Genomic DNA, 26578 nt, shown 5'->3' on the forward strand with positions numbered 1-26578 from the left:
AGACCAGAAAACCGCAGCACCTGAAACCCCAAGCCAAGCAGCGAATAACGCTACCGATAAAGCGCGTCTGGAAGTATTGGGTGCAAAAACAGGTCAATCAGCAGCCAACGATGCCGCAGTAGCGGCAGGTACGGCGAAACTGGCGGAAATTGAAAAGCAATTGGCGCTGGCGAATGAGTCATTAGCAGCCCGTCAAAATGAAAACAATGAACTCAAGTCACGTGTTACTGACCTTGAGTCCATGCTGAGCAAGAAAAATCGCTTATTGGCATTGCGTGATACCCAACTTGCGGATTTGCAAAAACAGTTATCCGCTAATGGTGTGCAGGTAGCGCCGCTGACTGATACGACTGATGCTACTGATGCTGACGGGCAGCCTGGGCAACCAGTTGCTGTTACGCCTGATCAAGGCAAAGACATTCAAACACACATGGCGAATGTTGCAGGTCAAGACAACAACACGGTTATCAGAACAGAGCCACCAGCGGCGCAGCCTGACGCACCACCTGCAACCGATAGCCGTCCTACTCCGGCAGGCATGTCGACGGGCAATGCGAATGCAGTGCCGTTAAAACCGCCAGCCATTGTACCCGTTACCCCAGCACCAGAGGCTCAAGCGGCACCTAAAGCACCGCCGGTATTTGCTGATCAGACCGGTGAGGGTAATGACCTGCTGAGTTTGCTGACCTCACCATTGGCACTGAAAATTGGCGCGGGTTCATTGGCGTTGTTATTGTTACTGTGGTTGCTGGGGCGTCGGCGTAAACCGGATGAGGCAAGCCAGGCAAACAACCGTGTTGCCAATTTGGATGATGATTTCGACACACCTATTGAGAAGGAAGCCGAAGCCTTAACGCTGGGTTCTTTGGAACGTGAGTTGGAGCGTGCAGAGAAAACCTCTGGTGTCCGGGCAGGTAATGCCGGTACGCAGTATTCGCGAGACCCGTTTGGGCTTGATGTGGACGATGAGAATGAGGAGACTCGCGGTGTGGCGGTTGCTTCATCTGCTGCCGCCGATCCAGCTGAGGATGATTGCCTGACCGAGGCGAATGTTTACATCGCTTATGGTCTGTATCAACAAGCCGAGAGTGAGCTAAAGAAATGCATTGAGCGCTCCCCTGAAAAGCTGGAGTACCGCCACAAGTTATTGGAATGCTATTTCGTGGCGAATAATCGCGATTCCTTTGATAATCACGCACAACAGTTCGCGATGATGCAGGGTGCAGGTCGGGATGCGTTGTGGCAATCGGTTGCTGAGTGGGGTCGTAAGATCAGCCCTGATAACCGTTTGTATCAGGGGAATGGGCATTCGGCAGTGCCGTCTGCGGCTACCGCACCTTCTGTTGCAGCCACGGTGGCGACGGCGCTGGGTGGTGTTGCGGCGGCAACGGCTGGGGTGGCTTTAGCGAAGTCCCCTGAGGTGGCTAAAGCGTCTGTGGCTGAGCAGCCCCAAGCGCTTCATCATGCGACACCACCGGAGTTGCCTGAAGATGATTTCAGCGATTTGGATTTGGGTGAATTGGATTTCGATGATATTGATCTCGATAAACTGTTGCAAGACGGTAATGATGCAGAGTCGCAGGCACAGCTAGCATCCGTCCCTGAATTGCCGGAACTGGCTACCGATTTGTCGCATAAGGCTAAAGAGGCGATGCCTGAACAAGATGACTTCGAGCTGGACGATTTAGACGATAACTTCGATCTGGATTTCGATTTGGAGCCGGAGGGTGCGCCACAAGCTCAGATCCAGCCGCAACCTGTTATGGTAGCTGCTGCGCAGCCGCGCCAACAAGACGATGAGTTTGACGATCTGTTGGATTTTGATCTTGATGATTTTGATAGCAACACGGCAGTTGCCGCTCCTCCAGCAGTGGCGGCTGTGCCTGAAACGGCAGCAGTGGCGGCTTCGAGTGCAACGCATCTGAACCTGCATTTGGATAATGAAACCGGCATCAAGCGTATTTTGCCGAAAGACACATTCTACGCGCCTATTAGCGACGAAGATAAAGATTGGTTGGGCGATATTGATGATGCGCTGTCATTCCTCGATTTCCCGGATGAGGAAATCGACTTGCACGAAGCGCACATCAGCACCAAGCTGGATCTTGCCCGTGCTTATCTGGATATGGGCGACATCGAAGGCGCTCGGAGTACCTTGGAAGAGGTCATGGTCGAAGGCAACGACGATCAGCGCCGTGAAGCCGAAGTATTGCTGCACCAGACAGGTTGAGGAATCCTCACTTTCACGTTATAAAGGTCGGTTAACCCGACCTTTTGTGTTTTTACTGCCCTGAGATTAAGTGTCATGAAGTTTGCAGCCTGCATCGAATACGACGGAAGCCCTTTTTTCGGCTGGCAGCGTTTGAGCCACGGGCCGACGGTGCAGGGCAGTGTGGAACACGCGCTGTCCACCGTAGCGGCGGAACCGATCGCGGTAGTCTGTGCAGGGCGTACTGATTCGGGTGTCCACGGCATTGGGCAAATTATTCATTTTGAAACCCATGCGCAGCGCCCCTTGCGTGGTTGGGTGTTTGGCAGCAATGCGCATTTGCCGGATGGCGTGGCAATGCGTTGGATTCAGCCGGTGTCGGATGATTTTCATGCACGGTTTTCGGCACGCTCCCGGCGTTACCGGTACGTTATCCTCAATCGGCAGGCGCGTCCGGCCTTGTTACAGAAACGGGTGTGTTGGCAACATGGCGCGTTGGATGCGGATGCAATGCACCAAGCCGCTCAAGCATTGCTGGGTGAACAGGATTTCTCCAGTTTTCGGGCGGCGGGTTGTCAGGCGAATCATGCCATGCGGGAAATGCTGGCAATCAGCGTGCAGCGCGAAGGTGAATTTATTTACCTCGATTTGGTGGCGAATGCGTTTTTGCATCACATGGTGCGCAATATCGCCGGTTCCTTGCTGATGGTGGGGGCGGGGGAGCGTCCAATGGCATGGATTGGGGAATTATTAGCGCAGCGGGATCGTACTTTGGCAGGGATGACAGCCCCGGCATCGGGTTTGTATTTTGTGCATGTGGATTACCCTGAACGTTTTGGCTTGTCGTCAGACTACACCTTGCCCAGTTTCATCTTTTAAACAAATTGATTAACGGATTAGCATTTTTGTCAGCATTTTGAAATCCAGCCGCTATACTTAATGGTCAGAGTGTTGCGAGGTGACAAGGAGTGTCATTTATGAAAGTTAATCATCAACTTACCCCACCTGCCAAAGGTTATTTCATGTCGCATGTGCGCCAACCCGGTTATCAACATCTGGGAATGCGGGCGTTGGCATTGGCGTTTGATTTGCTAATGATCAGCTTATTGCTGGTGATGGTGCTGTTGTTTGTGTTTGGGCAGACTTGGCTGCTGTATCACGCTTCGTATGAAAGCACGGCGTTGCATGGCGTATTGGTGCTTGTGCCGCTGGTGTATTTCCTTGGGTTTTGGAGTCTGTTGGGGGCAACCCCCGGCAAATTGTTGTTGTGGCCTTGGTTAGTGGAATAACCGCGAATAACCTGCCAATTTGACCTGCATCTGTATTTCCTGCGCTGGCTTTGCTGTAGTCTTGCTGCTGAATGAATCTGAAAAAGGATGAAAGCGATGCAGGTGCAATACGATGTCATCATTGCGGGCGGCGGCATGGTCGGTGCAACATTAGCTTGCTTATTAGGCAAGTTGGGTAAGCGCGTCGCAGTGCTGGAAGCCTATCAACCCACGGTATTTTCCCCGAATGACCCCTATGATTTGCGGGTGTCGGCACTCAGCCGCGCATCGCAGCGGGCGCTGCTTGACACAGGCGCATGGGATGGCATCGCGGCGCGTCGCGCTTTTCCTTACGAAGCCATGCAAGTCTGGGATGCCACGGGGTCGGGCGAGATTCGTTTCGATGCAGCGGATTTGGGTGAACCAGACCTTGGGCATATCGTCGAAAACCGTGTGATTCAACTGGCGTTGTTGGATACCTTGCAGGCATTGGATACCGTGGATTGGTACTGCCCCGACAAACTCGCGGCATTGGTGGTGAATGAACAGCACGTCACCGTCACCTTGCACAGCGGGCAAACGCTGCAAGCACAATTGCTGGTGGGGGCGGATGGGGCGCAATCCAAAGTCCGTGAGCTTGCGGGTATTGGCATGGCAATTCAGGATTACGGGCAAAAAGGCTTGGTGTGTGTGGTGCAAACCGAATTCCCGCATCAATTTACTGCTTGGCAACGTTTTATGCCGGGTGGTCCGCTCGCATTCCTACCGTTAGCGGAAGGCTTTTGTTCCATTGTGTGGACTTTACCGGCGGATCAGGCTGATGCGATGTTGCGTCTGTCAGACAGTGATTTTTGCCGTGAATTGAGCCAAGCGCTGGATTACCGTTTGGGAGAAGTGACGGCGGTGGGGGAGCGTGCTGCGGTGTCATTACGGGGTCGCCACGCCGATAGTTACAGTCAGGAGCGGGTGGTGTTGGTGGGTGATGCTGCCCACACGATTCATCCGCTGGCGGGGCAGGGGGTGAATTTGGGGATCAAAGATGCGCTGGAATTAGTGGCGCAAATTCGCCAAAGCAGCGGTGATTGCGGCAGCACTAAGGTTTTGCGGGCCTACGAACGGGCGCGGCGCGGTGACAATATTCTCACGCAAAAAGCGATGGACGGCTTCCGGCTGTTGTTTGGCAATACGCTGACTCCTTGGAAAATCCTGCGAAATTCTGGGTTGACTATCGTCAATCGCATGGGCTTTCTAAAATACGAAATGGCAAAACGTGCCATGGGCATTTGAAACTATTACCTGACCTTGGAGGATGACATGAACTTATTGACCCGCGTTACCAGTACGCTAGCCTTTTCACTGTTGGCTGCGGTTGCAACGCTGCAAGCGGATGAAGTGACCGTTAAGCAGGGTGATCTTGAATTGCGTGCTGATCTGACCTTGGCAGAGGGCAAAACCGCAAAAGACGGCGTAATCATGCTGCTGCATGGCACACTGGCGCACAATAAAATGGAAATCATGCAGGCGCTAGGCGACTTGCTGAAAGAGAGAGGTTACAACACGCTCAATGTGAACCTGAGTTATGCGTTGGATAAACGCCCTTCCGAAATGTTGGATTGCACCATCGAACACCAGCACAAACACGAAGATGCCGTGGCAGAACTCGATACTTGGATGAATTGGTTGAAAGCGCAAGGCGCAAGCAAAGTGGCGATTTTGGGGCATTCACGCGGCGGCAATCAGGTGGCGTGGTATGCGTCTGAAAAAGATTCCGATTTGCTGGAAAAAGTGATTGCGGTTGCACCTGCTACTTGGGATGCCGCTGAGTCTGCCAAGGGATACGAAGAGCGCTATCAAAAGCCGTTGGCTGACATTATGGCTGAAGCGACTAAGCTAATTGACGAGAGTAAGGGCGCAACCGCAATGGACGTTCCCGGCTTTGTGTATTGCGAAAAAACCAAGGCAACCGCCGATAGTCTGGTGTCGTATTACAAGGATGATGAGCGTAAGGATACCCCTAAGTTGTTACCCAAGATCAAGAAGCCCGTGCTGATTGTGGTGGGGTCGGCGGATGAGGTGGTGGCAGATTTGCCCGCGAAACTGGAAGGCGTCAAGCAGGATAACCTGACCGTGGAAACGGTCGACGGAGCCGACCATTTCTTCATGGATTTGTACGCCGATGAAGTGGCGGATAAGGTTGCCACCTTCGTCGACTGGAAGTAATTATTTGTGGTTTTCCAACATGCCTAAGCGGGTGAGGACTTTTTTGTAGGTGGTGAGCATTTCGGGCATCAGTACCCGCTGGATATAGTCTAAAACCCATTTGCGGTCACGCGGTCCCAAGGCTTCGGCAATGAAGTTGCCGAATGCCAAGCTCATCGAAAAGCCCGGCTCTTGCCCGACTTTTCCCCATGTGGTGTCGGCGTAATCTGCCATGCGTTGGTTGAGTTTGTTGATGAAAGGGTTGCGGTAATCGCCGGGGCCGCCAAAGTCACGGGCATTGTCTTGTACATGGTCGGCAATTTTCAGCGCAAAGGTCGTAATGAGGGCGGCACGGTCTTCGTCATTCAGCACATCGTGGGCAATGCGGTCGAGGACGTGAATCATGAATGCCATGATTTCTTCCATGATCATCACGCGCTGCATCTGGGTATCGGTCTGGAAATTCTCGTTTTCAATTTCCAACAGCGTCTTCATGCCGATTTTCCAGGCGTTGAAGGCGAGGACACTGACAGTTTCTTCTAATGAAACTTCACGTTCCTGTTTGTTCCATTTGGTGTTTAGGCGAATGCGCACGGGGTTTCCTCTCTCAAAGCTAAAACAGTGCGGCATTATAGTGGCAGGGGATGCGGGAATGCGAATTATCGGGGAGATTGAGGGGATGGCATCTTGCGTGGACTACACTGGATCAAATACCTTAGGAATGCTGCTATGTACGCTACCAATGTCCGTGAACTCAAAAAAAATCCTTCACTGGCATTACGCCACGCCCGTGAAGCCCCCGTGTTGGTGCTAAAAGGGGATGAGCCTGACGCACTGTTGATACATCTGGATAAAACCCTCAGTGACACTACGACCGGTTTGCGCCCGGCACTCGCTGCCAGTTTGTTTCGTGATGGTTTGATGTCATTAGGCAAAGCAACTCGGATCAGCGGCTTAAGCATGAGTGCTTTCATCAAGCATTTGGGAAGCTTGGGCATTGAGATTGCTCGACCTGACGAAACTACCGCACACGAAATCCAAGACCTTTCTGCATGGCTGTCATAATCAGTGACACTGGTCCGCTATTGGCATTTGCGGGCATCAATCAGTTAACGATTCTGCAACAACTGTTTAAAACGGTGTGGATACCGCAGGCTGTTTGGCTGGAATCCCAAGTACACAGCGACTCAGCCGCCCAACACATTGCTGCCGCCCTGCAACAGGGTTGGTTGCAAGTAGTGACAGTACCTACGCCGCAGGATTTTCCAGTGAGTTTGGGTGATGGGGAACAAGAAGCTATGCAGCTTGCTATCTCTAACCCTAGTGCCTTACTTATCATGGATGATCGGTTGGCACGACGTGAAGCCTTGCACCGCAATTTGAGTTTTGTTGGTACGGTGAAAGTGTTATGGATAGCAGAGCAGCGGCATTTGATAAGTGATGCAGCCGTGCTGTTAGATGCGATGGCGGCAAATGGTTATTACTTGTCTCGCCAATTGTTACAGCAAATCAGCGAGTGAGGTTAGTGAGATTCTTGCCAACTGCAACTAACGTAGTCGGGCAGTGTCATTGGGTATCTGTTGTGATACGGCGCGGTGGTGCTTCGAATTGTGGTTCTGAACCTCCCGATAAAGCGAGGCGATGGGTACTCTCACGTTCGATCAGCGCTTTGAGACTTTCGTTCAGTAGGCTGGTTGTTTCGGTGATGCCGGTCAGTTCAACGGCTTGGTGTAGTAAGTCATCATCAAGGTTGAGTGTGGCGTGCATGACAAATTCCTTGCCTCAATATGGTGGGAATAGTCTATGTGGTGTTTGCTGTTTTTAACAAGTTGATAGTGTGTAATTGCTGATTTTTTGTGTGCAATCAGGTATACATAAGCCACGATAATTTTGGGCTATACCTTATGATGACTCCTACCCCGCTTTTTTCTCATGCCATCCATCTGTCTTGCTGGACGGTAGATATTGTGCAGGAGTACTGATAGCTTGTGTGAAGACAATGCTGAACTGATTGTTGTGCAGTGAAAATACGTGATTTGCTCCACTAACATTACATTGAGCGTAACTGCTGAAAATGGGATTGAGGCGCAAGAACGGAAAATTAATATGTTGGTTTATGGGATGTTTGGGTTGATGCGGAAAGAAAACTTACAGATGGAGTGGGGGTAAATATGAACTCAGAAGAGCAAGAGAATAATCAGTCGCTACTCATATTTGAACAATGGTTGAAAGATCATTGGTTAATATTTTTTATGATGGGCTTGTTAATAATTGCAATCGTAGTTGTCGGAACAGTTGCCTTTTTTTATTTTCAACAACAATCCAGTATTTTTCCTATAAATAATAATCGTGCTGACTGGGGAGTCACTGGCGATTTTTTTGGTGGAATTCTCAATCCAGTTTTTGCATTTCTAGGGTTGATAATGTTGCTTGCTACGCTTTATCAATCTCAGAGGGAACTGGCTTTGACTCGTGAGGAATTGACAAGATCAACTGAAGCATTAAAAGATCAAGCACTAACACAACAGCAGCAGAGATTTGAAAATACATTTTTTTCATTATTAGCTCATCATAACACTTTGTTAGATGTTGTTCGTAGAAGTAATTACGAATTTGATTGGAGCGCAGTTAACTCTCCAGAATGTGCAAGAAAAAAACTTTGGGACGATGTGCATGAAAAGAATTATGAGGTGAAAGTATATTTTCGCTTTATTTACCAAATACTAAAGTTTATAGATGCTAGTGGGATTGAGGATAAAAAAACATACTCTAGTTTGGTGCGTTCTTTTATTGATAGTTATGTTGGCGAGCTTATATTAATCAATGCTTTGTGTTTCGATGATCATGATAACTGTAAAAAATTTAAGCTTCTTATTGAAAATTATGCTTTTTTGGAACATGTTCAAATTGATACGCAGGAAGAAAAGATGTGTACAACACCGGATTATCTCAAGTCTGCCCATGACTACGACGAGATTCAAGGAAAAAGAAGAAGTGATCCTAATCGTGAAAATCTTCGTAATCAAATACAAAATAGATTTTCTTTTTATTCTGAAATAACCAAAGATGATAGAGGTGGAAGATACTATAGTAAGGATGCATATGGGGATCGTCACTATTATGATCGTGTTCGAGGGCTTGTCAAAAAGGGGTTAATCTTAGTACGACCAAATTGATGGCAATTAAGTAACGCTGCATCCACCAACCAAACCCAGCACCTGTCGGTGATTTTTGCCTAGATTTAAGGAATTACCGCTTTGATCGGGAGGAAGCCAATGCCCGCTAACCAACGCACGTTAAGCATCCCTGAACTCCGCGCTCTGCTGTCTGCTTTCAAACAACAGCACGGCGCGGAATACAGCGCACTGCTTTTAGTTCAGACATAACCTATTGGTGATGTGCTGCACCCGCGCTGCACAGAATGCTATACTTCCCGCATGGGAAACAAAGACATCATCAGTAAATCAGTGCTAGGTCATTTGGCAGCAGACATCGCCAATCTGCTGTTAGGCTTAGGCGTGGATATGGATGCGGTGGAACTGCTCGACACCGAACAGCAACGGGTAGAGCAACGCCGTGCCGACTTAGTAGCACGGATGCGCCGCCAAGCCGACGGTGAACACTTCATCCTGCACATCGAAATCCAAAACCAGAATGACAGCACCATGCCGTTGCGGATGCTGCGTTATTTCACCGACATCCAGCTTGCCTACCCGAAAGAAGCAGTGCATCAGCACCTGATCTACATCGGCAAGGAACGCCTGACCATGCCGGACTATTTTGCCGCTCCAGCGTTCACTTACCGCTATGCCCTGCTCGATATGCATACCGTCGATTGCAGCATCCTGCTGGCACAAGATACGCCCGACGCGCTGGTCTTGGCGATTTTATGTGATTTCCGTGGTAAACCTGTGCAGGAAGTGGTTAACCACATCGTGCTGCGCCTGCGTGAACTCATGGGCGACGACGAAAGCGGCTTTCGCAACTACTTCGAGATGCTCGAAACCCTTGCTGAAAACCGCGATTTGCAACCCAACATCAAAGAGGCTGAAGAAATGTTGACACAAGTAGACGTAACCAAATTTGCCTCCTATAGCTGGGGCATGAGGGATGGTATCGAAAAGGGTATCGAGAAAGGTATCGAGAAAGGCAGATTGGAGGGTGAGTTAAAGAAAGCCCAAGAGGTTGCCCGTGGTCTGTTGCAGTTGGGGGTTATCGCTGAGGCAGATATTGCCCGCATTGCTGGTTTGTCTGTGGAAGAAGTCCAGAAGCTGCGGGTTCAGCACTAGGCTTATTCTTTTCTTACCATCCAGCAACTTGTGGGGGATTTTTTGACGGATGTAGAAGAACAACGGCGGCAATCGGCAAAACCAGCATCGATTTTTGCCTAGACTTAAGGAATTACCGCTTTGATCGGGAGGAAGCCAATGCCCGCTAACCAACGCACATTAAGCATCCCTGAACTCCGCGCTCTGCTGTCTGCTTTCAAACAACAGCACGGCGCGGAATACAGCCTACGCGCTTTAGGCTATTTCGGCTCTTACGCCCACAATACCGCCACCCCAGACAGTGACGTGGACATCGTATTCGAGACCGACAACCCCAACCTGTTCCTGACCGCCATGATGAAACAAGACTTGGAAGCCGTGTTGGAAAAACCCGTGGATGTATTGCACCTGCGCGGACTCACCAATTCACGCCTGAAAGCCCGTATCGAACAGGAAGCCGTTTATGTATGACCGTGAACTGCTGATTGAAAAGCTGCAAACCTTGCTGGCAGCACTGCGCCGCATCCCTCGCCGTTTTGCTTCAATCACTGAACCTTCCGATTTCTATCTGACGGAAGACGGCGAGGATAAGCTGGATGCCATTTGCATGATTTTAATTGCAGCAGGTGAAGAGCTGAAAAATATCGACCGTAAAACCGAAGGCAAACTTTTCCCGCAATACCCAGCGGTAAGATGGCGCGGCGCAATGGGAATGCGGGATGTGCTGGCACACACCTATTTTCATGTTGACGCAGAACAGTTGTTCAATATCTGTAAAAATGACATTCCCACCATGATTGCCACATTGGAAACTATGCTCGGTGATCTTCAGCAGGCTGAACGCAATTGAGGACGGTGAATATTATGGGCGACGACTTGCAACCAAACATCGAAGAGGCTGAAGAAATGTTGACACAAGTAGACGTAACTAAATTTGCCTCCTATAGCTGGGGCATGAGGGATGGTATTGAGAAGGGTATCGAGAAGGGCAGATTAGAGGGTGAACTCAAGAAAGCCCAAGAAGTTGCCCGTAGCCTGTTGCAGTTGGGGGTAATTCCTGAGGTAGATATTGCCCGCATTGCCGGTTTGTCTTTGGAAGAAGTCCAGAAGCTGCGCGTCCAGCACTAGTATGATACGAATTCGCCTACCGTAAACTATCTGAAAGCGCGTGCGGGAATGCGCGTCGTGCTGCGAACCTTGTTATGATCGGGCAAAACGCACGAGGTAGGTTTATGCACACACAGCACCACGATCTGATCCAAACCATCCAACGCAATTGCCACATTGCCGACGCCCGCCACGCGGGTGATTACACTTTATGCGTATACCTCCTGAAAATGCGCGAATTTTACCGTTGGGAGAAAGGCATCCGCCTCAGCGAAGTCGTGACCAGCGACGATGTAGGTGAATGGCTCACCCAACGTGAAGCGATATGGGATGCGCTGGATGAGCAAGATTACGCCCCGTTACCGCTCAATGGCAGCGGTGAACACGACCCGTTTGCCAATGAAGCCATCAATGCCGCGTTGAATAGCGCAGGCTTGGTTTACAGTGCGGGCTACGGTCGCCGTTGCCGTCCGCTGTTTTTTCTGGCGGAATTGGAACAGGTGATCGAGCAAGACGATTACACCATTTTGGTTGCAGGGCGCGAATTAGCGCGGGATGTCGAAGCCCCACCCGCCATGAACCAAGGCAAACAGGTCTTCATCCGCCGCGAATCCTTGCGCCGCATGGTATGGGAAAAAGTCGACGAATGGCGTTGGAGTGGATTGGATAACCCAATGGGGCGTGCCTTGGCTTGCTACGATTTCGACGCTGATATGGAGACAGCATTGGATGAGCTGGCAGCGGCTGAAACCCAAACGGTGGTGGCGCACGAAATTGGCGAGGTGAAAGCAGGTCAGGCTTTGGGGGATGCCGAGTGGCAAGCGATGCTGTTTGCGTTGCCACCGTCGCACGCCGACATTATGTTACGGGCGGTGCGTGATTTGCTGGCGGATTGTTTGCATACCCTGCCGGAATTGCTGGCGCGAGGGAATGCCGCTTCTATCCATTTTTATTTCGGCAATCTGTCAGCAATGCGCAAGAAACTCGCGCCGCAGTTGGTGGCTGCATACCAGCATTGGCACGAAACGGGCGATGCGGGGAAAATTACAGCGTATGCGGCGTGGGGGCGTGAGCATTGGGCAACGGTTGGGCGAAAAGCCTTGGCGTTATTCCAAGTCAAGGGTGCTGGCGCTTTGCAAGAAATCGAGGGGATGATTCAGAAGCCTTGAGAGTGGTATGAATCGAACGAATCGTTTAATATGAGCGCCAAGTGAGAACCTAATACGAGGCATTCCATGCAAACCATGACTGCGAATGAAGCCAAAACCCATTTCGGTGAATTTATCGACAAGGCACAAAGAACACCCGTCGGCGTAATGCGGCGCGGGCGCTTGGTGGGTGTTATGGTGTCGGTGGAGGATTACGAACAAATGCGCAAGTTCTATGCCGATCGTTTGCGCCAAACGGTACGCGAAGTCGGCGCATACGCCAGCAGCCAAGGCTTGACTGACGATAAACTGGAAGCGTTGTTGGCTGATGAAAGTTGAACTAGTCGTCATTGATACCAATGTGTTGATCAGTTACGCGCTTAAGCCCGATGGTCTTGCGGGTAGGGTGGCGGATTTTTTTATTGAAAACAGCCGACTCCTGTTTTGCCAAGAAACCTTTACCGAATTGGAAACCCGTTTGTGGCGACCCAAGTTCGATCGTTACATCACCTTGGAACAACGCAAACAAGTCTTGCACGATGTCGGTATGAGTGCTGTGTGGGTTGAAATCACCGGAAAACCCAGCTATTCCCGCGATCCTGATGATGATAAGTTCGTGGAAACGGCGTTGCTGGGGCAAGCGGATTTGCTCGTCAGTGGCGACAGTGACCTGCTGGATCTGGAATCCGTCGATGGTTTGCCTATCCTGTCGCCACGTGCTTGCTGGGAGCAATTTCAACATTAACGAAACGGCGGGAAGTCCCCAAAAAACGGATCAAAATCCGGTTCTGGAATCCGATAGCTTTTTAACCATGCCTTGAGCTGTTTCACATCCTGAAACAGCCGTAGATCTCTCTGGATGCGCGTAATCCCATCCTGCATGGTGCGCACATCTTCCTTAATCATCATTACCAAACGCTTGGGCGAAAGTGGTTCAAACGGTGCAAGGTGCAACATCATGCGGATTTGGTCTTCCTTGAGAAATACTTCTTCCTGCAATTCGCATAGCTGGTCGCTGAGGATTTTGTTGTAATGCTTGAGGCGGTCAGCCGCGATATTGTTGAGCTTGGTCTGGTCGATTTGCTCAACAGCAAGCTGCAATTCCAGCAGTTTCAGCAAGTCTTTATTGCCGTAAGCGACAGTCACTTGCTGCATCAATTCGGTTTTGCGTTCACGTTCTACGGGGTCTTGTTCGCGGTCAGGGTGTAAGGCGCTGGTGAGTTGGCGGTAAACAGCTTGGATGGATTTGCTGACATTGGCGGCTTCTTCTGCCTCTTTCGCTTCTTTGGCGAGTTGTTTGGCGGTTTTTTTGCGTTGCGGGCGGGGTGGTGCTGCGGCTTCTGCCTGTTCCTGTTGTTGTTTGAATTTGGCAAATAAACGTTCAGCACTGGCTTCGGGTTCGTTGGGGTCGAAGTCGCCATCCTCTAGCGTAATACCTAGCTCGCGTTCCATCATCTGCTTGAGGAAATCCGCAGCCATGTCCTGCTCTTCTTGTGCCTCGGCATCGTAATCGCCGCCGCTGTATTTGTTGTACAGCGTTTTTAGCTCATCACTGTCATCGCGTTGCAGCAAGTCTTCGCACGTATCGGTAATCAGGTGGCTGAGCTTTTCCTGCTGGTTGGCGGTGAATTTGTGGCTGGTGAACTGTTGGTCGAGTAGCTTGATCATCGCCAATTGCTGTTCTTCTAACGTCTTTTTCAACGGTTCTAATTTGGTCACGGCATCTTGTTGGCAGCGCGAGAACGTTTCTTGCCATTCCGCCAGCAATTTCTTTTGCGCGTCGATCTTTTTGATCAAGTTGTTGAATTGCTTTTGGGTGGCGGAAAGCGGCGCTTGTGCGGGCGCGGTTTTGATGTGGACAACTTTTTTAGCGGACATGGGGTCTTCCTGACAGGGTTTTGCGCTTAGTGTGGCATTAGGCGCGGCTTTGTTCCAGCAGGAAATCGACGAAAGCGCGGTTCGCACGTGACAAGTAGCCTTCTCGCCGCCAAGCGATGCACAAATCCAGCCACAGCGGTTGTTCAAACGGTAAATCGACCAGTTCAGGGTCTTCCTTTACCACCATCGTCAGCAGGGTGGAAATGCCGAAACCTTGTTTGATAATCGACTTAATCAGCGGCAACAGGTTGGTTTCAAAACCGATATTCGGGGTAACACCTGCCTCTTGTGCGAGTCGGTCGATGATTTTGCGGTGAAAATAGCCGGGACGGAACATCACCAGTTCTTCAGCGAAAAATTCTGGCAGACTGACGCTGGTTTGGTGGGCGAAAGGGTGTTCTTGTGGCACGATGACGCGCATTTCTTCACGTTGAATCGTGACTGCTTCGAGTTCTGGCGGAACAAAATCGCGCACGATCACCGCTAAATCGAGTTCGCCGCCTTCTAGCATTTGTTGCAATTGCCATGTGCCGCCCTCGACCACTTGCAGGCTTAAATGCGGGAAACGGTGACGAAACGCCATCAAAAGCGGTGGAAAATAATACGAACCCAACATGCCCGGAATGCCGACACGCACCATGCCTTGCGTTAGTCCTTTGAGCTCCTGCATTTCCAATTGTGCATCGCTGACGGCTTGCAGGATGCGTTGCGCGTGAAGCAATAGGCGTGCGCCTTCATCGGTTAGGGTCACTTTGCGGTCGTTGCGGTGGAACAGGGTTAAATCGAGTTCGGCTTCGAGTTTGCGGATGGCGACGCTGACGGCGGGTTGTGCGACGTATAGGGCTTCTGCCGCGCGGGTGAAGCTGCCTAAGCGGACAATTTCGTGAAAATAGCGTAGTTGTTTGAAGTCCATACCAGCCTCATCGGTAAACAAACGTTATCGAAACCATTCTTAGTATATATTTTATCAATTGTTGCAGTGCAATTATGCTGTGGGGAAATTCAGGAGATTGCCATGATTGAAGCGAATACCCGTGCTTTTCGTGCTGCGACGTTGGCCTTGTGCCTTGGTTCGGCGATGATTTTTGCTAATTTGCATGTGGTGCAGTCGTTGTTGCCGACGTTTGCGCAGCAATTTCAGTTGACGGAATTGGAAGCAAGCTGGAGTTTGACGATTACCATTTTGACGCTGGGCTTATCGTTGTTGGTGTATGGGCCATTGTCGGATGCGATTGGGCGCAAGCCGATCATGGTGGTGACTATGGCGGGGGCGGTATTGACGACCTTGGCGTTGTCGCAGGTGGAAAGTTACACGAGTTTGTTGGTGTTGCGCGGGTTGCAGGGGTTGTTTTTGGGCGGGCTACCTGCGATTGCCATTGCTTACATGGGTGATGAGTTTACCCGCAAGGCGGTGGTGTTGGCGGTGGGGGTGTACATCAGTGCTAACAGTCTCGGCGGGGTGACGGGGCGGATTTTGGGCGGTTTCGTGGGGGAACATTTCGGTTGGGCGGCGGCGTTTGGGGCAATGGGTGTGTTGAGTGCGGTATTGCTGGCGGTGTTTGTGTGGCTGTTGCCGAAGTCGCAGAATTTCCACCCGAAACCCTTGAATCCGGTACACATTGCGCGGGACATGGGCGGGCATTTGCGTAATCCGGTGCTGCTGGCGGCGTTTTTGATTGCGGGTGGTAACTTTATGATTTTCTTGAATCAGTACAGTTACATTACGTTTGTGTTGGCGGCTGAACCGTATCATTTGTCGCCTCATGCGCTGGGTTTGCTGTTTTTGACGTATTTGAGCGGTACCTTGGCAGCGGCGTTGTCGGGGCGGGTGACGCAGTATTTTTCTGCGCCTGTGGGAATGGGCTTGGGGATTGTATTGTTGATGGGCGGCACGTTGTTGACGTTGATTCCGCACCTGTATGCGATTGTGTGGGGGTTTATGGTGAGCAGTTTGGGCTTTTTCCTGACGCATTCACTGGCGAGTAGTTGGGTCAGTCATCATGCGTTGCAGGCGCGGGCGAGTGCGTCGTCGTTGTATTTGGTGTTTTATTACATGGGAGCGAGTGTGGGCGGGTTTGTGCTTGCGCCATTTTGGGCATGGGAAGGTTGGTTAGGTGTGGTGGTGGGGTCGTTGTTGGTTTATGGCCTGACGTTAGGGGGGAGTGTGTGGTTATACCGGTGGCAGGTGCGGGCAGAGTCGCGTAAAGTTTGGGTATGATTCCTAAGTGTACGGATAGGTTGTGTTATGCGTGAATTAGTGCCGAATTCATTTATTTTTGAACAGCGCGATGCGTTGCCGGGTTTTTTGTGTGACAACATGGTGGCGCGTTTCGAGCAGAATTTGGCGGATCAATACGCGGGGCGTATTGGTCAGGATATGGGCAGTAACCAAAGTGTGAAAAAAACCACCGATATTTTCGTCAGCGGCGATGACAAGCCGCATTGGAAAGATGTGGATAATAATTTGCACCGTTCGCTGGCGTTGGCATTGCGGGAGTTCCGCGAAATGTTTCCGTATTTCAAAGGCTCGTTTAAAGACATGGGCTATAACTTGCAACGTTATCAGCCGGGCGAGTATTACCATTGGCACATTGACGGCGGCAGTCATCAGTTTGCAATGCGTCAATTGGTGGCGTTGTGGTATTTGAACGATGTGCCGGTGGAGGCTGGCGGTACGACCGATTTCCTGTTTCAGAACCTCAGTGTGCAGCCGGAAAAGGGTAAGTTGGTGTTATTTCCACCATTTTGGACGCACGAACACCGTGCGGGTGTGGTGAATACCGGGGCGAAATACATTGCCACGACGTGGGTGATTTTTGCGTAATTGACGACTTTTGCATTAGATTAATGCTTCATGATTTATATCAATTTGCAGCGCCGGATATTGCCTAGAATGGGCGCATGAAAACTGTAACCACCCTGATATTCCTGCTATTTGTTAGTACTTCTGCGTCGGCGGCGGAGCCAGAAGGTGTCCCGCCACCGCCGGAAGCGTACTGCAAATGGGAGATGACCAATTATTCCATTCCATCCCCCCTGTGTGGGCTGAAAGGCGAGGTTCCGCGTGGCGAAAAGCTCGTCTCGGATGCCGCCAAGGGGAATTGTCTGGCCTGTCACGAATTGCCCATTAAAGGTGTGGAAGCCTATGGCACGGTTGCCCCACCATTGTCGGGTATTGCCAACCGGTTGTCGGAAGCGCAATTACGGCTACGGGTGGTGGATTCGCGCCATCTCAATCCCAATTCGATCATGCCGGGTTTCTACCGTGACCCCAGCCTGATTAATCGCCCCGGCAAAGGCTACGAAGGTCGGACATTCCTTGCCGCGCAGGATGTGGAAGATGTTATCGCTTACCTGGGGACACTGAAATGAAATACTACCTCGCCCTCAGCTTGCTGATTACCGCTGGGATGGCATGGGCAGATGCCCCCAGTCCTGCCAAGTCCGGTTACGAATTCGTCAAGGAGGAAACCCGTGCCATGCAGGACGACGAATTCCAGAACCCCGGTTTTATTGCGGTGGAAGAAGGGCGTGGGTTGTTCAACAGCCAGCCTGCTTCCGGCAAATCCTGCGGTAGTTGTCACGGTGATGACGGTGCCAAGCTGGAGGCAAAAAATCTGGCTCGTTACCCCATCTACGACAAGGAATTGGGGGGTATTGTGCGTCTGGATGACCGTATCAATGTCTGCCGTGAAAAACAGTCGGGTGAAAAACCGTTCCCGGCGTATTCCAAAGAATTGCTGGCATTGGAAACCTTTGTGCGCCATCTGGCGATTGGTGAGCCGGTCAATGTGCAAACCGACGGCGAAATGGCAGATTTGCTGAAAAAAGGCGAAGATCTGTACAAAATCCGCTTTGGCTTGATTGATATGTCGTGCGCCCATTGCCATGACAGCTATCCGGGGCAATTTATTCGCGGGCAGAAAATCAGTCAGGGGCAGGGCAATGGTTTCCCTGCTTACCGGTTAGATACCGGTGAAATGGCAAACCTTGATTTGCGTATCAAGCAGTGTCTGGTGTTAATGCGGGCAGAACCGTTTGCCCCTGATGCCGAAGAAAGCAAACTGCTGGGCGCTTACATCATGTCGCGTTCCAATGGGCTGAAGATCGAAACGCCAGCACTGCGGTATTGATCATTTCAGACTAAATCATGCCCTAGCATATCGCCTTCCGTATTCATGTGGATTTCGCGTACTTGCGGCATCCGCTTGAGGATGTAAGCTGCCATTAGTGTGCCGCTTTTTTGGTTGCCGTTGGAAAGTGCAGTCAGAATTTTATCCGCTACAATTTGGCAGCGTTGTTCTTGATCCGGCTTGTCGACCCACTTGCGGCTCATTTGATAGCCTTTGCTCATGTCCTGATCCATCTGTGCGAAAAAGTCTTCGCCTTCTGCCAGCATAAAATCCGGTACGTCAATATCGCGTGTGGTGTCGTTGATTTGTATCCGTAATTGCATCACTCTTTAACCTATGCTTCTGTTTGGTGGGCAGATTACCCGATTCCGGCTTTGAAAGGAAATGCCATGCTCTTACTGATTAAAAATGTCCTTGATGCGCAACGTGTGAAAGAAGTGCAGGAATTGCTTGCCACGGGTGAATTCGTGGATGGGCGCTTTTCGGCAGGTATGGAGGCGGCAAAGGTAAAATACAACCAAGAGCTTTCCCCGAACAGCCCCTTGCATCGGCGTTTGAATGCGATGGTGATGTCACCGCTGGTGCAACACCCGGAATATCAGGTAGCGGTGATGCCACTACGGGTTGCTACGGCGTTTTATGCGCGTTATTTACCGGGAATGACGTATGGTTTCCATGTGGACGATCCGGTCATGGGGCCAATGTCAGGGCGTTACCGTACCGATGTGTCCACGACGGTGTTTCTTAACGATGATTATGACGGTGGAGAAATCGTCATCCGTACCGCTTATGGGGAAGAAAAAATACGCGGGGAAGCGGGTGATGCGGTGGTGTATGATTCTGGCAGTTGGCACAAAGTCGCGGAAGTGACCAAGGGTATCCGTTTAGTGGCGGTGACATGGGCGCAAAGTTTGGTGAAAGACCCGCAGCAACGCGAGTTACTCTACCAATTAGCCAAAGCCCGTGAAGGCGTCATTGCAAAGTTACCCCAGTCCGAAGAGGCTGCCAGCGTCAGCACCGTGCACATTAATTTGCTGCGGATGTGGAGTGAAGTGTAGTTACTCATGCAAATTCACCACTAAGCTGAAAATTCCTGTTCTTTATCTGGAATGTAGTTTGCATCCCCCCATTTTTAGTGGAAAAAGGAGGGATAGTGTAGATGCAACTACAAGGAGTTTTGCATGGGGCAACTGGTAATTAAAAAAGCGTCATGGCTGGAAAGCCATGCCAAGCAGCTTGTGATTTGGGGGCCGATCGCCGCCGTACAAGCCAGTACCTTGGTCGGTTTAGGTTATTTTTATCAACGTCTTAATGCATTGGAAACCAATGAGACACCGCAGCAGTCGCCATCTGTCTTGGCAGTCAGTACTTTGCAAGATGTGAAGCCGCCCACGCTGGTGCGAACCAGTCGTATCCCTCTGCCGCCGCCACCTGCTGCGCCAGCCGTTGTTAGCATTCCCGTTGCAATGAATAGCCCTGCCGTGATCAACTTCATGCGTGTGGGGCAAGATTTTTCTGCGGTAACAGCAACCAAGCCGGTCGCCGTAACGAAAAATGTTACGCAAAAACCGGCATCGGTAGCAAAGCCAGTGGTGACACCGGTTGCTGTTGCTAAACCCAGCGATGAAGAGCGGGTGGCACAAGCTAACCTTGCAAAAATTCCCAGTAAACCGGAAGCGAATGAGATTGGCTTTGAGGTTGCAGATACGAGAGTTATTGATCCTGTGGTGATTCCTGAGGAAATGCCGCGTGGCAAACCACTGCCTGTCGGTATTGTTGCATGGGTTTATTTGGGTGAGTTACGTGAACAAGGCTGGCATGGGCAGCGTTTACATATTGCGTCGGATAGTGGTTTGCCCGCTGTAGGCGAGCAATACCGTACTCAAAAAATCCACGGGATTTATGATCAGCCTTATGGTAGCCGCACGATGGGCGGTTTCCAAAAGGGTGATATGGTCAAGATTTTAGACGTGCGCCATGAGGCGAATTTTGGTGTCTGGGCTCAGGTGCGTAAAGTGAGTGCGGTGGGGAAGCCGGGATGTGTAACGTGTACTCAGTAAGAGCATTGAGCCGTCATTGGCACTGAAAAAGCCGCTATGTAGCGGCCTTTTACGCATTTGAAGCTTTGCAGCTTACTTCCAGAAATTCGCTTCTTTGGAGGCAAGTTCACGGACTTCGTTAGTCAGTTCCTGATAACGCTCACGGTAAGCTTTCCACTCACCTACGTAGTATTCTTCTGCGTTGAATTGACCAGATTGTTCGTATGCGATGAATTTCTTCTGCATTTCCAGCATTTCGCTAATCAGCTCTTGCTTAGTGCTCATGTTCGGTGCCTCTTCAAATTTAACCAAATCCTGAAAGTAGGATAAACGGATTCAGGTAAAAGGGGGAATACCCCCTTTCGGGTAGAAATCAATAGCCGCCTTTGCGGTTAGTCGCTGGCAGACCTGCGACTTTCAGACCTTGCTTGCTCGGTGCGCGTGGGAACAGGGTGTACATGTCTTTACTGGACAGCTTTTTGTCGCCCCACTGATCAGCCATGGCTTTCTGGATAATACGTTCCATTGGCTGTGTGCCGCCGTTGTTGATGTACTGGTCGCGCAGGTAGTTAATGACATCCCAGTGACGTTCAGTCAACTCACCAATGCCTTCTTCAACAGCAATAACTTTAGCAACTTCTTCGTTCCAGTCGTTCAGGTCTACCAAGTAGCCTGCTTCGGTGGTTTCGATGGTTGTGCCGTTTACTTCGTAAGCCATGTTTAATTCCTCATGCAAAAGTGAATGTTGCCATCCGATGAAATTCTTGACCGCAAAATTATACGAAAAAGTAGTAAACCGCCCATTCCTCCAAAGGGATACGCCATTCTCGCTCCCCTCTACCCTTGAGGGAGAGGATCTGGGGGTGAGGGGTTCTTTACTCGGTGGGCTTCAAGGTTTTGATGCCCTTGTGAGGCATAAAAAGCCCGCAACCGAGTTTGCGCCCGTCACCCAGCCCGTATTGCTGTAAGCGGATTGACGGTTCGCTGTCTAAGTCCGCAATCATTAAATGACGGGTATGCAATACGCCTGTCGGGGTGAGTAAGGTGTGGCTCTTGCCGCACAGCATTTTTTTTACTTTGAAATCAGCGACCCGTTTTACTTCTGCCGCCATGCGTTGCAGAAAGCTGTTTTCGTCTTCTGCTGCGTCAGAGAGCACGTAGCGGGCGAACACCACCGAGGTGTGGATGAACGGTTTTTCCTTCATGTCCCGCAAGCCGACAGCATAGCCATTCACATCCAGCGTTGTGCCGGAGAGAGTCTTGGTCTCAGGGATGCGGATTTTGGGAATGCGTAAGAACAGCCGTGTGCGTCGCGAAGGTAGCAGGAATTGATTAGCCGCATCATCGGGGCGTTCCCAGCCATTGCCACTTTCAGCAACGTGAATGGGGTGGACACCCGCGACGTTTTCACCAGCAAACCAAGGCAGGGCGCGTTGGACGGCTTGTGCCAAATCCCAGGCATGATCCAGCGGCAACTGCTTGCAGTCGATGGCGAAACTAACATCCAGCACCTCATCGGGTGCTTGATAGGGGAGGGTTTTATCCTCGTCTTCCTGCCAAAACATCGTGTTTACCTCGCCGACGAAAACGTGATTTCCAATTGGTCGTACCAGTCTTCCGGGCGGTCTTTGTAGCCGGGCGGCTCAATGTCAATCTGGAAGAAAATCGCGCCGGTTTCCAAGGCGCGTTGTTGCACGATTTGTTTCAACTCCTCGAAGTTGCTGATATTGTGACCATCTGCCATCAAAATTTGACTTAAACTGAGCATATTCTCTCCTCTGTCTTGTTCCCCTCACCCCTTGCGGGGGAGGGGTTAGGGGTGGGGGGTATCCGTGACCCGATCAAAATAACGCCCGCGATATAGCAAGCGGGTTTGTGCCGGGTCTTCACTGTCTCTAAATGCGGTGCGACAGTGCAGAACGTTATTGCACAACAAGCCTTCGCCTGCCTGCAATGTGTACCTTATTTTGTAAGGTGAGTCCTGTTGCCATAAATTCAATAGGAAATCGGCGGCTTCCCGTGTCATCGGGTCATCGCGCCAGATTACATTGCGCTGGCGGGCGGAATAGCGCATGTGCAAATGCCCCGCCGCAGTGACGCTAAACACGGGGCCAGATTGTTCGGGGCGAATGATTTCCCCGTTCAAGACATTGGCAGGAATGGTGAAAGCATTCGGGTGCATCAGGGCGTGAATGTAATCAGGGTTAGTATCGCGTAATAAAATGTAGGCAATTTCATGATCCATCAACCAGCTTTCACCACCTTCGAGTGCGGGTTGGGCACAATGCAACAACATGCCATGAATTTGCTCTTCTGGTCGGTTGTAGTATCCGTCAGTATGCCAACTTAGCGGTTTATTGGTGTAGGGAATGTAATCGTGCTGCCCCGCGTGCGAGGTAACGTGCAAGGAGGTGAGGCTGTCTTCATCAGCACACAGATTGCTATCCAGCCGAAACAAACCGACTTTTTGTCCTAAACGATGGACATGGCGTTTGCTGCGCACGTCGCCTTGCGCAAAATGATACAACGCGAGATTGTGTTCACGGCAAATGTGCTGGAGTTGCGCTATTTCGGTCTCACTGGGATTTTCAGGGTCTGCAATCGTGGTGAGCAAGGCTTCTGGTGCTAATGGGTAGGCGGATAATTTTTTGTTGCGCCACGTTTGATACGTTACTAACGCATTGAAATTAAAAGGTGAGTCGTCCATTTTGTAGGTCTCGATAAAAATCAATGATTACTATAGTTATTTGCAATATTAAAAAATCCGAATATGCTATTGTACCGCTGCAAGTGGACTATTTTTGATTATGTTGAGCGTATATCTCCTTCGGGATATGCGCCGGTTTCAAGCAACACCCCATGGGTGAGATTCTTTGTTAGGGATATGACGCATACACTTAGCCCACTCGCAAATAGCAGCGAACACAGTTACGTGACCCGTTTTTGATTTGATATTTCCCTTGGCTTTTGATTTGTAGAGCAGGTCAAGAGGAATCGCCATTGCAATCGTTTTACTGAGGAGGCAGGTATGGCAACGAATAATTATCCAACACCTATGCTGGATGTGCTGGAAGAAGGCCCATGGCCTAGCTTCATCACTGGTTTCAAGAAACTGCGCGATGAGCATCCAGATGAGCGCATTCGCAATGTAATCAATGGCCTGATGGGTCAGTTGGAGCATTCTTACGAAACCAAAATGGGCTACTGGAAAGGTGGCACCATTTCTGTCTTCGGTTACGGCGGCGGCATTATCCCGCGCTTCTCTGAAGTCGGTCACATGTTCCCTGAATCCAAAGAATTCCACACGCTGCGTGTACAGCCGCCTGCTGGCAACTACTACACCACTGATATGCTGCGCCAATTGGCTGATAGCTGGGAGAAATGGGGTTCTGGTTTGCAAACCTTCCACGGTCAAACCGGTAACATCATGTTCATCGGTGCGAACAGCGTTAACTTCCAACACTTCTTTGATGAAATCAACGAATACGGTTGGGACTTGGGTGGTGCAGGCCCTTGCGTGCGTACCGGTATGTCTTGCGTCGGTGCAGCACGTTGCGAAATGTCTAACTGTAACGAACACGCGATCCATCGCCGTCTGATGAATAACTTCACGGATGACGTGCATCGCCCGGCTCTGCCTTACAAGTTCAAATTCAAGGTTTCTGGTTGCCCTAACGATTGCCAGAACGCGATTGAGCGTGCGGACTTTGCTGTTATTGGTACTTGGCGTGATGAGATGAAGGTCAACCAAGAAGCCGTTAAAGAAATGATCATGAAGAAAGCCAAGGAAATTGGCAAAGAAGGTGATCGTTCTGCGGGTCGTCAATACATGTTCGATAACGTCATTAGCCGTTGCCCAACGCAGGCTATCAAGCTGAACGACGACGACACCATTACCGTTGATAACAGCAACTGTGTACGTTGTATGCACTGCCTGAACGTTATGCCAAAAGCCCTGCAAGTCGGCGACGACAAAGGCGTAACCATCCTGATCGGCGGTAAGCGTACCCTGAAAATCGGTGACTTGATGGGTACAGTCGTTATCCCATTCATGAAACTGGATAACGAAGAAGATTATGAGCGCATTGTTGAGTTGGCTGCTTCCATCATCGACTTCTGGGCTGAAAATGGTCTGGAACACGAGCGTTGCGGTGAAATGATCGAACGTATCGGTCTGGTGAACTTCTTGGAAGGCATCGGTATCGACCCGGATCCAAACATGATCAAACAGCCGCGTAACGTTTCTTACGTGCGTACTGATGGCTGGGACGAAGCTGCTGAAGCTTGGTTCAACCGCAAGCGTGAAGAAAAAGCAGCGGCGTAATACCGCACTTCCAACTGGGGCAGGCTGGCTTGCCTCAGTTGTCTGATACTTAACGAATTTTGAGTTTACTCTGACGGAGGCTTCACAATGGCCGCACCAGAAATGCGCGATCCTATTGAATCTGGATGCCCGGACGGTTTCCAGTACATGCACCCTGTTATGCGCCGCAACTACGGTTTGTGGGCATATCATGAAGACCCACGCCCAGGCGTTTTGGTTCACGTTTCCAAAACTGGCGAAAAGATTTGGACAGTTCGTGCCGGTACTCAACGTATCCTCGACGTGTTCACGCTGCGCAAGCTGATGGACATCGGTGATACTTATGGTGATGGTTATGTCCATTTCACCATTCGTTCCAACATCGAATTCCAGATTGCTGACGGCGCGAAAGTAGAGCCACTGGTAAAAGCATTGGAAGATGCGGGTTTCCCAGTCGGTGGTACACGTAACTCCGTGACTTCACTGTCTCATACTCAAGGCTGGTTGCACTGCGACATTCCGGGTACTGACGCATCCGGTGTGGTTAAGTCCATGATGGATGAGTTGCTGCCTGAGTTTAAAGCATGGAACATGCCTAACCGCGTTCATATCACCACGTCTTGCTGCCAGATCAACTGCGGCGGTCAAGGTGACATCGCGATCAACGTCCAGCACGTTAAGCCACCAAAAATCAACCACTCGCTGGTTGGTAATGTGTGCGAACGTCCTACCGTTGTAGCCCGTTGCCCGGTTGCGGCGATTCGCCCTGCTATGGTTGACGGCAAGCCTTCCCTGGAAGTTGATGAGAAGAAGTGCATTTGCTGTGGTGCTTGCTATCCGCCATGCCCACCTATGCAAATTAATGATCACCAGTACACCCAATTGGCTATCTGGATCGGAGGTAATCACTCCAACGCACGTGGCAAGCCTACTTTCCAACGTTTGGTGGCAGCGGGTATCCCGAACAACCCACCACGTTGGCCTGAAGCGACCGCGATCGTTAAGAAGATTCTGGAATGCTACAAAGCAGGTGCGAAAGACTGGGAGCGTATCAATGAGTGGGTTGAGCGTATCGGCTGGCCGCGTTTCTTTGAAGTGACTGGTTTGCCATTCACGAAGTACCACATCGACAACTGGCGTGGTGCGCGTGCGAACCTGAACTCTTCAACGCACATCCGCTTCTGATCGACCACGATACGAGGAATAGCACGGAATGAAATACACAATCCTGGTTAACGAAGGTCCGTATCAGCACCAGTCTGCTGATACTGCCTTGCAGTTCACCCGTGCCGCGCTGGAGAAGGGACACGAGATTTTCCGTGTGTTCTTCTACCACGACGGCGTAAATAACGGCACACGTCTGAGTGTTCCACCGGCTGATGACCGTCTGATCCAGAAGTCTTGGTCAGAATTGGCTGAAAAGCACGGCTTGGATTTGGTTATCTGTATTGCAGCGGCACAACGCCGTGGCTTGATGGATGCCGATGAAGCCAAGCGTCAAGGTCTGGACGCTAACAACATTGCCCCTGGTTTCCGTATTTCGGGCTTGGGTCAGTTGGTTGAAGGCGGTATCCAGTCTGATCGTTTAGTCGTGTTTGGCGATTAAGGAGCTGAAGAAAATGTCTACAAAGAATTTTTTGTTTGTCAATCGTAAAACTCCTTACGGCACAGTCTACGCACTGGAGGCGTTGGAAGTCGTGCTGATTTCCGCTGCGTTTGAGCAAAACGTTAGTTTGGCATTCATCGACGACGGTGTTTACCAGATTACCAAAGGTCAAAACAGCAAAGAAACCGGCATGAAGAATTTCTCGCCGACTTTCCGCGCATTGGGCGACTACGACATTACCAAGTTGTATGTCTCTACCGAGTCTTTGGCAGAACGTGGTCTGACGGTTGATGACCTGATGGAACTCACTTACGAAGACGCTGACGACGATTACGCTGAAAAGCCTTCCATTATTCTGGTCAACCGCGAGGAAATGGCTGCAATGATGGCAGAGCAAGAAGTGATTTTGAGCTTCTAACG

At 50.6% G+C, this 26578-nt stretch carries 35 protein-coding genes; 25 read left to right on the plus strand and 10 right to left on the minus strand.

The window, feature by feature from the left end; translation table 11 throughout:
* Positions 1–2125: 2125 nt before the first annotated feature.
* From L2Y54_RS21880 to L2Y54_RS11355, 5 genes are all read left to right on the plus strand, one after another.
* On the plus strand, positions 2126–2230 hold the full coding sequence (locus L2Y54_RS21880; RefSeq protein WP_414718473.1) for a FimV/HubP family polar landmark protein: 105 nt from the start codon (positions 2126–2128) through the stop codon (positions 2228–2230).
* 75 nt (positions 2231–2305) lie between these two features.
* Positions 2306–3088, plus strand: coding sequence for a tRNA pseudouridine(38-40) synthase TruA (gene truA, locus L2Y54_RS11340; protein WP_236496224.1), 783 nt, complete (start codon positions 2306–2308; stop codon positions 3086–3088).
* A 98-nt stretch (positions 3089–3186) separates the two neighbouring features.
* Positions 3187–3498 (plus strand): RDD family protein, encoded by a 312-nt coding sequence (locus L2Y54_RS11345; RefSeq protein WP_236496225.1) that lies wholly within the window; start codon positions 3187–3189, stop codon positions 3496–3498.
* 87 nt (positions 3499–3585) lie between these two features.
* Entirely contained in the window at positions 3586–4764 is a 1179-nt protein-coding gene (locus L2Y54_RS11350) for a UbiH/UbiF/VisC/COQ6 family ubiquinone biosynthesis hydroxylase (protein WP_236496226.1), read from the plus strand.
* A 27-nt stretch (positions 4765–4791) separates the two neighbouring features.
* On the plus strand, positions 4792–5697 hold the full coding sequence (locus tag L2Y54_RS11355) for an alpha/beta hydrolase (RefSeq protein ID WP_236496227.1): 906 nt from the start codon (positions 4792–4794) through the stop codon (positions 5695–5697).
* Here the strand turns inward: L2Y54_RS11355 and L2Y54_RS11360 are convergent, their stop codons facing one another.
* Positions 5698–6270, minus strand: a complete 573-nt coding sequence (locus tag L2Y54_RS11360; protein WP_236496228.1) for a hypothetical protein — start codon at positions 6268–6270, stop codon at positions 5698–5700.
* A 135-nt stretch (positions 6271–6405) separates the two neighbouring features.
* On the opposite strand from L2Y54_RS11360, the gene L2Y54_RS11365 reads away from it, so the two are divergent.
* Together L2Y54_RS11365 and L2Y54_RS11370 are read left to right on the plus strand one after the other, a co-directional pair.
* Positions 6406–6741, plus strand: coding sequence for a UPF0175 family protein (locus tag L2Y54_RS11365; RefSeq protein ID WP_236496229.1), 336 nt, complete (start codon positions 6406–6408; stop codon positions 6739–6741).
* Positions 6729–7196 (plus strand): PIN domain-containing protein, encoded by a 468-nt coding sequence (locus L2Y54_RS11370; RefSeq protein WP_236496230.1) that lies wholly within the window; start codon positions 6729–6731, stop codon positions 7194–7196. The genes L2Y54_RS11365 and L2Y54_RS11370 overlap by 13 nt, the downstream gene beginning before the upstream one ends.
* Positions 7197–7242: 46 nt before the next feature.
* Here L2Y54_RS11370 and L2Y54_RS11375 read toward each other — a convergent pair whose 3' ends face one another.
* Positions 7243–7443, minus strand: coding sequence for a type II toxin-antitoxin system VapB family antitoxin (locus L2Y54_RS11375; RefSeq protein ID WP_236496231.1), 201 nt, complete (start codon positions 7441–7443; stop codon positions 7243–7245).
* Between the two features lie 404 nt (positions 7444–7847).
* Here L2Y54_RS11375 and L2Y54_RS11380 point away from each other — a divergent pair, with 404 nt between their 5' ends.
* The 8 genes from L2Y54_RS11380 to L2Y54_RS11415 all read left to right on the plus strand — a co-directional run bounded on the left by L2Y54_RS11380 (position 7848) and on the right by L2Y54_RS11415 (position 12944).
* Complete coding sequence (locus tag L2Y54_RS11380) at positions 7848–8852, plus strand: putative phage abortive infection protein (protein ID WP_236496232.1); 1005 nt, start codon at positions 7848–7850, stop codon at positions 8850–8852.
* Between the two features lie 261 nt (positions 8853–9113).
* Positions 9114–9965, plus strand: a complete 852-nt coding sequence (locus L2Y54_RS11385; protein WP_236496233.1) for an RpnC/YadD family protein — start codon at positions 9114–9116, stop codon at positions 9963–9965.
* A 138-nt stretch (positions 9966–10103) separates the two neighbouring features.
* Positions 10104–10415, plus strand: coding sequence for a nucleotidyltransferase family protein (locus L2Y54_RS11390; RefSeq protein WP_236496234.1), 312 nt, complete (start codon positions 10104–10106; stop codon positions 10413–10415).
* Entirely contained in the window at positions 10408–10794 is a 387-nt protein-coding gene (locus tag L2Y54_RS11395) for a HepT-like ribonuclease domain-containing protein (protein WP_236496235.1), read from the plus strand. Before L2Y54_RS11390 ends, L2Y54_RS11395 begins: the two co-directional genes overlap by 8 nt.
* A 14-nt stretch (positions 10795–10808) precedes the next feature.
* On the plus strand, positions 10809–11072 hold the full coding sequence (locus L2Y54_RS11400; protein WP_236496236.1) for a hypothetical protein: 264 nt from the start codon (positions 10809–10811) through the stop codon (positions 11070–11072).
* Positions 11073–11176: 104 nt separating this feature from the next.
* Positions 11177–12220, plus strand: coding sequence for an Sfum_1244 family protein (locus tag L2Y54_RS11405; RefSeq protein WP_236496237.1), 1044 nt, complete (start codon positions 11177–11179; stop codon positions 12218–12220).
* A 66-nt stretch (positions 12221–12286) separates the two neighbouring features.
* On the plus strand, positions 12287–12538 hold the full coding sequence (locus L2Y54_RS11410) for a type II toxin-antitoxin system Phd/YefM family antitoxin (RefSeq protein ID WP_236496238.1): 252 nt from the start codon (positions 12287–12289) through the stop codon (positions 12536–12538).
* Positions 12528–12944: a putative toxin-antitoxin system toxin component, PIN family gene (locus L2Y54_RS11415; protein WP_236496239.1), complete on the plus strand. Its 417-nt coding sequence runs from the start codon at positions 12528–12530 to the stop codon at positions 12942–12944. Before L2Y54_RS11410 ends, L2Y54_RS11415 begins: the two co-directional genes overlap by 11 nt.
* On the opposite strand, the gene L2Y54_RS11420 is transcribed toward L2Y54_RS11415, so the two are convergent.
* On the minus strand, positions 12941–14077 hold the full coding sequence (locus L2Y54_RS11420) for a molecular chaperone DnaJ (RefSeq protein WP_236496240.1): 1137 nt from the start codon (positions 14075–14077) through the stop codon (positions 12941–12943). The genes L2Y54_RS11415 and L2Y54_RS11420 overlap by 4 nt on opposite strands.
* 37 nt (positions 14078–14114) lie before the next feature.
* On the minus strand, positions 14115–14990 hold the full coding sequence (locus tag L2Y54_RS11425) for a LysR family transcriptional regulator (RefSeq protein WP_236496241.1): 876 nt from the start codon (positions 14988–14990) through the stop codon (positions 14115–14117).
* Between the two features lie 102 nt (positions 14991–15092).
* Here L2Y54_RS11425 and L2Y54_RS11430 point away from each other — a divergent pair, with 102 nt between their 5' ends.
* From L2Y54_RS11430 to soxA, 4 genes are all read left to right on the plus strand, one after another.
* Complete coding sequence (locus tag L2Y54_RS11430) at positions 15093–16295, plus strand: MFS transporter (protein ID WP_236496242.1); 1203 nt, start codon at positions 15093–15095, stop codon at positions 16293–16295.
* A 27-nt stretch (positions 16296–16322) separates the two neighbouring features.
* On the plus strand, positions 16323–16901 hold the full coding sequence (locus L2Y54_RS11435; RefSeq protein WP_236496243.1) for a 2OG-Fe(II) oxygenase family protein: 579 nt from the start codon (positions 16323–16325) through the stop codon (positions 16899–16901).
* Between the two features lie 77 nt (positions 16902–16978).
* Positions 16979–17449, plus strand: coding sequence for a sulfur oxidation c-type cytochrome SoxX (gene soxX, locus L2Y54_RS11440; RefSeq protein WP_236496244.1), 471 nt, complete (start codon positions 16979–16981; stop codon positions 17447–17449).
* A complete protein-coding gene (gene soxA, locus L2Y54_RS11445) occupies positions 17446–18210 on the plus strand; it encodes a sulfur oxidation c-type cytochrome SoxA (RefSeq protein WP_236496245.1) in 765 nt (254 codons plus the stop codon). The genes soxX and soxA overlap by 4 nt, the downstream gene beginning before the upstream one ends.
* A gap of 5 nt (positions 18211–18215) precedes the next feature.
* Here the strand turns inward: soxA and L2Y54_RS11450 are convergent, their stop codons facing one another.
* Positions 18216–18533: a hypothetical protein gene (locus tag L2Y54_RS11450; RefSeq protein ID WP_236496246.1), complete on the minus strand. Its 318-nt coding sequence runs from the start codon at positions 18531–18533 to the stop codon at positions 18216–18218.
* Between the two features lie 66 nt (positions 18534–18599).
* On the opposite strand from L2Y54_RS11450, the gene L2Y54_RS11455 reads away from it, so the two are divergent.
* Both L2Y54_RS11455 and L2Y54_RS11460 read left to right on the plus strand, forming a co-directional pair.
* The gene (locus L2Y54_RS11455; RefSeq protein WP_236496247.1) at positions 18600–19268 is read left to right on the plus strand and encodes a Fe2+-dependent dioxygenase; all 669 of its coding nucleotides are present in this window, start codon (positions 18600–18602) and stop codon (positions 19266–19268) included.
* A 123-nt stretch (positions 19269–19391) separates the two neighbouring features.
* The gene (locus L2Y54_RS11460) at positions 19392–20270 is read left to right on the plus strand and encodes a hypothetical protein (protein ID WP_236496248.1); all 879 of its coding nucleotides are present in this window, start codon (positions 19392–19394) and stop codon (positions 20268–20270) included.
* Between the two features lie 72 nt (positions 20271–20342).
* Here the strand turns inward: L2Y54_RS11460 and L2Y54_RS11465 are convergent, their stop codons facing one another.
* From L2Y54_RS11465 to L2Y54_RS11485, 5 genes are all read right to left on the minus strand, one after another.
* Positions 20343–20534 carry a hypothetical protein gene (locus L2Y54_RS11465; protein WP_236496249.1) on the minus strand — a complete coding sequence of 64 codons (192 nt, stop codon included), beginning with the start codon at positions 20532–20534 and terminating at the stop codon, positions 20343–20345.
* A gap of 88 nt (positions 20535–20622) precedes the next feature.
* The gene (locus L2Y54_RS11470) at positions 20623–20967 is read right to left on the minus strand and encodes a TusE/DsrC/DsvC family sulfur relay protein (RefSeq protein ID WP_236496250.1); all 345 of its coding nucleotides are present in this window, start codon (positions 20965–20967) and stop codon (positions 20623–20625) included.
* A 157-nt stretch (positions 20968–21124) separates the two neighbouring features.
* Entirely contained in the window at positions 21125–21814 is a 690-nt protein-coding gene (locus tag L2Y54_RS11475) for a type I-MYXAN CRISPR-associated protein Cas6/Cmx6 (RefSeq protein ID WP_236496251.1), read from the minus strand.
* A 5-nt stretch (positions 21815–21819) separates the two neighbouring features.
* Positions 21820–22017, minus strand: a complete 198-nt coding sequence (locus L2Y54_RS11480; protein WP_236496252.1) for a hypothetical protein — start codon at positions 22015–22017, stop codon at positions 21820–21822.
* Between the two features lie 45 nt (positions 22018–22062).
* Positions 22063–22956: a TauD/TfdA family dioxygenase gene (locus tag L2Y54_RS11485; protein ID WP_236496253.1), complete on the minus strand. Its 894-nt coding sequence runs from the start codon at positions 22954–22956 to the stop codon at positions 22063–22065.
* 321 nt (positions 22957–23277) lie between these two features.
* Here L2Y54_RS11485 and dsrA point away from each other — a divergent pair, with 321 nt between their 5' ends.
* The 4 genes from dsrA to tusC all read left to right on the plus strand — a co-directional run bounded on the left by dsrA (position 23278) and on the right by tusC (position 26576).
* Positions 23278–24573: a dissimilatory-type sulfite reductase subunit alpha gene (dsrA, locus tag L2Y54_RS11490; RefSeq protein WP_236496254.1), complete on the plus strand. Its 1296-nt coding sequence runs from the start codon at positions 23278–23280 to the stop codon at positions 24571–24573.
* Positions 24574–24660: 87 nt separating this feature from the next.
* Positions 24661–25737 carry a dissimilatory-type sulfite reductase subunit beta gene (gene dsrB / locus L2Y54_RS11495; protein ID WP_236496255.1) on the plus strand — a complete coding sequence of 359 codons (1077 nt, stop codon included), beginning with the start codon at positions 24661–24663 and terminating at the stop codon, positions 25735–25737.
* A gap of 28 nt (positions 25738–25765) precedes the next feature.
* On the plus strand, positions 25766–26158 hold the full coding sequence (gene tusD / locus L2Y54_RS11500; RefSeq protein ID WP_236496256.1) for a sulfurtransferase complex subunit TusD: 393 nt from the start codon (positions 25766–25768) through the stop codon (positions 26156–26158).
* Positions 26159–26171: 13 nt separating this feature from the next.
* Positions 26172–26576 carry a sulfurtransferase complex subunit TusC gene (gene tusC, locus L2Y54_RS11505; protein ID WP_236496257.1) on the plus strand — a complete coding sequence of 135 codons (405 nt, stop codon included), beginning with the start codon at positions 26172–26174 and terminating at the stop codon, positions 26574–26576.
* The last annotated feature ends 2 nt before the right edge of the window (positions 26577–26578 follow it).

The organism is Thiothrix winogradskyi (assembly GCF_021650935.1).
GTDB lineage: Bacteria > Pseudomonadota > Gammaproteobacteria > Thiotrichales > Thiotrichaceae > Thiothrix > Thiothrix winogradskyi.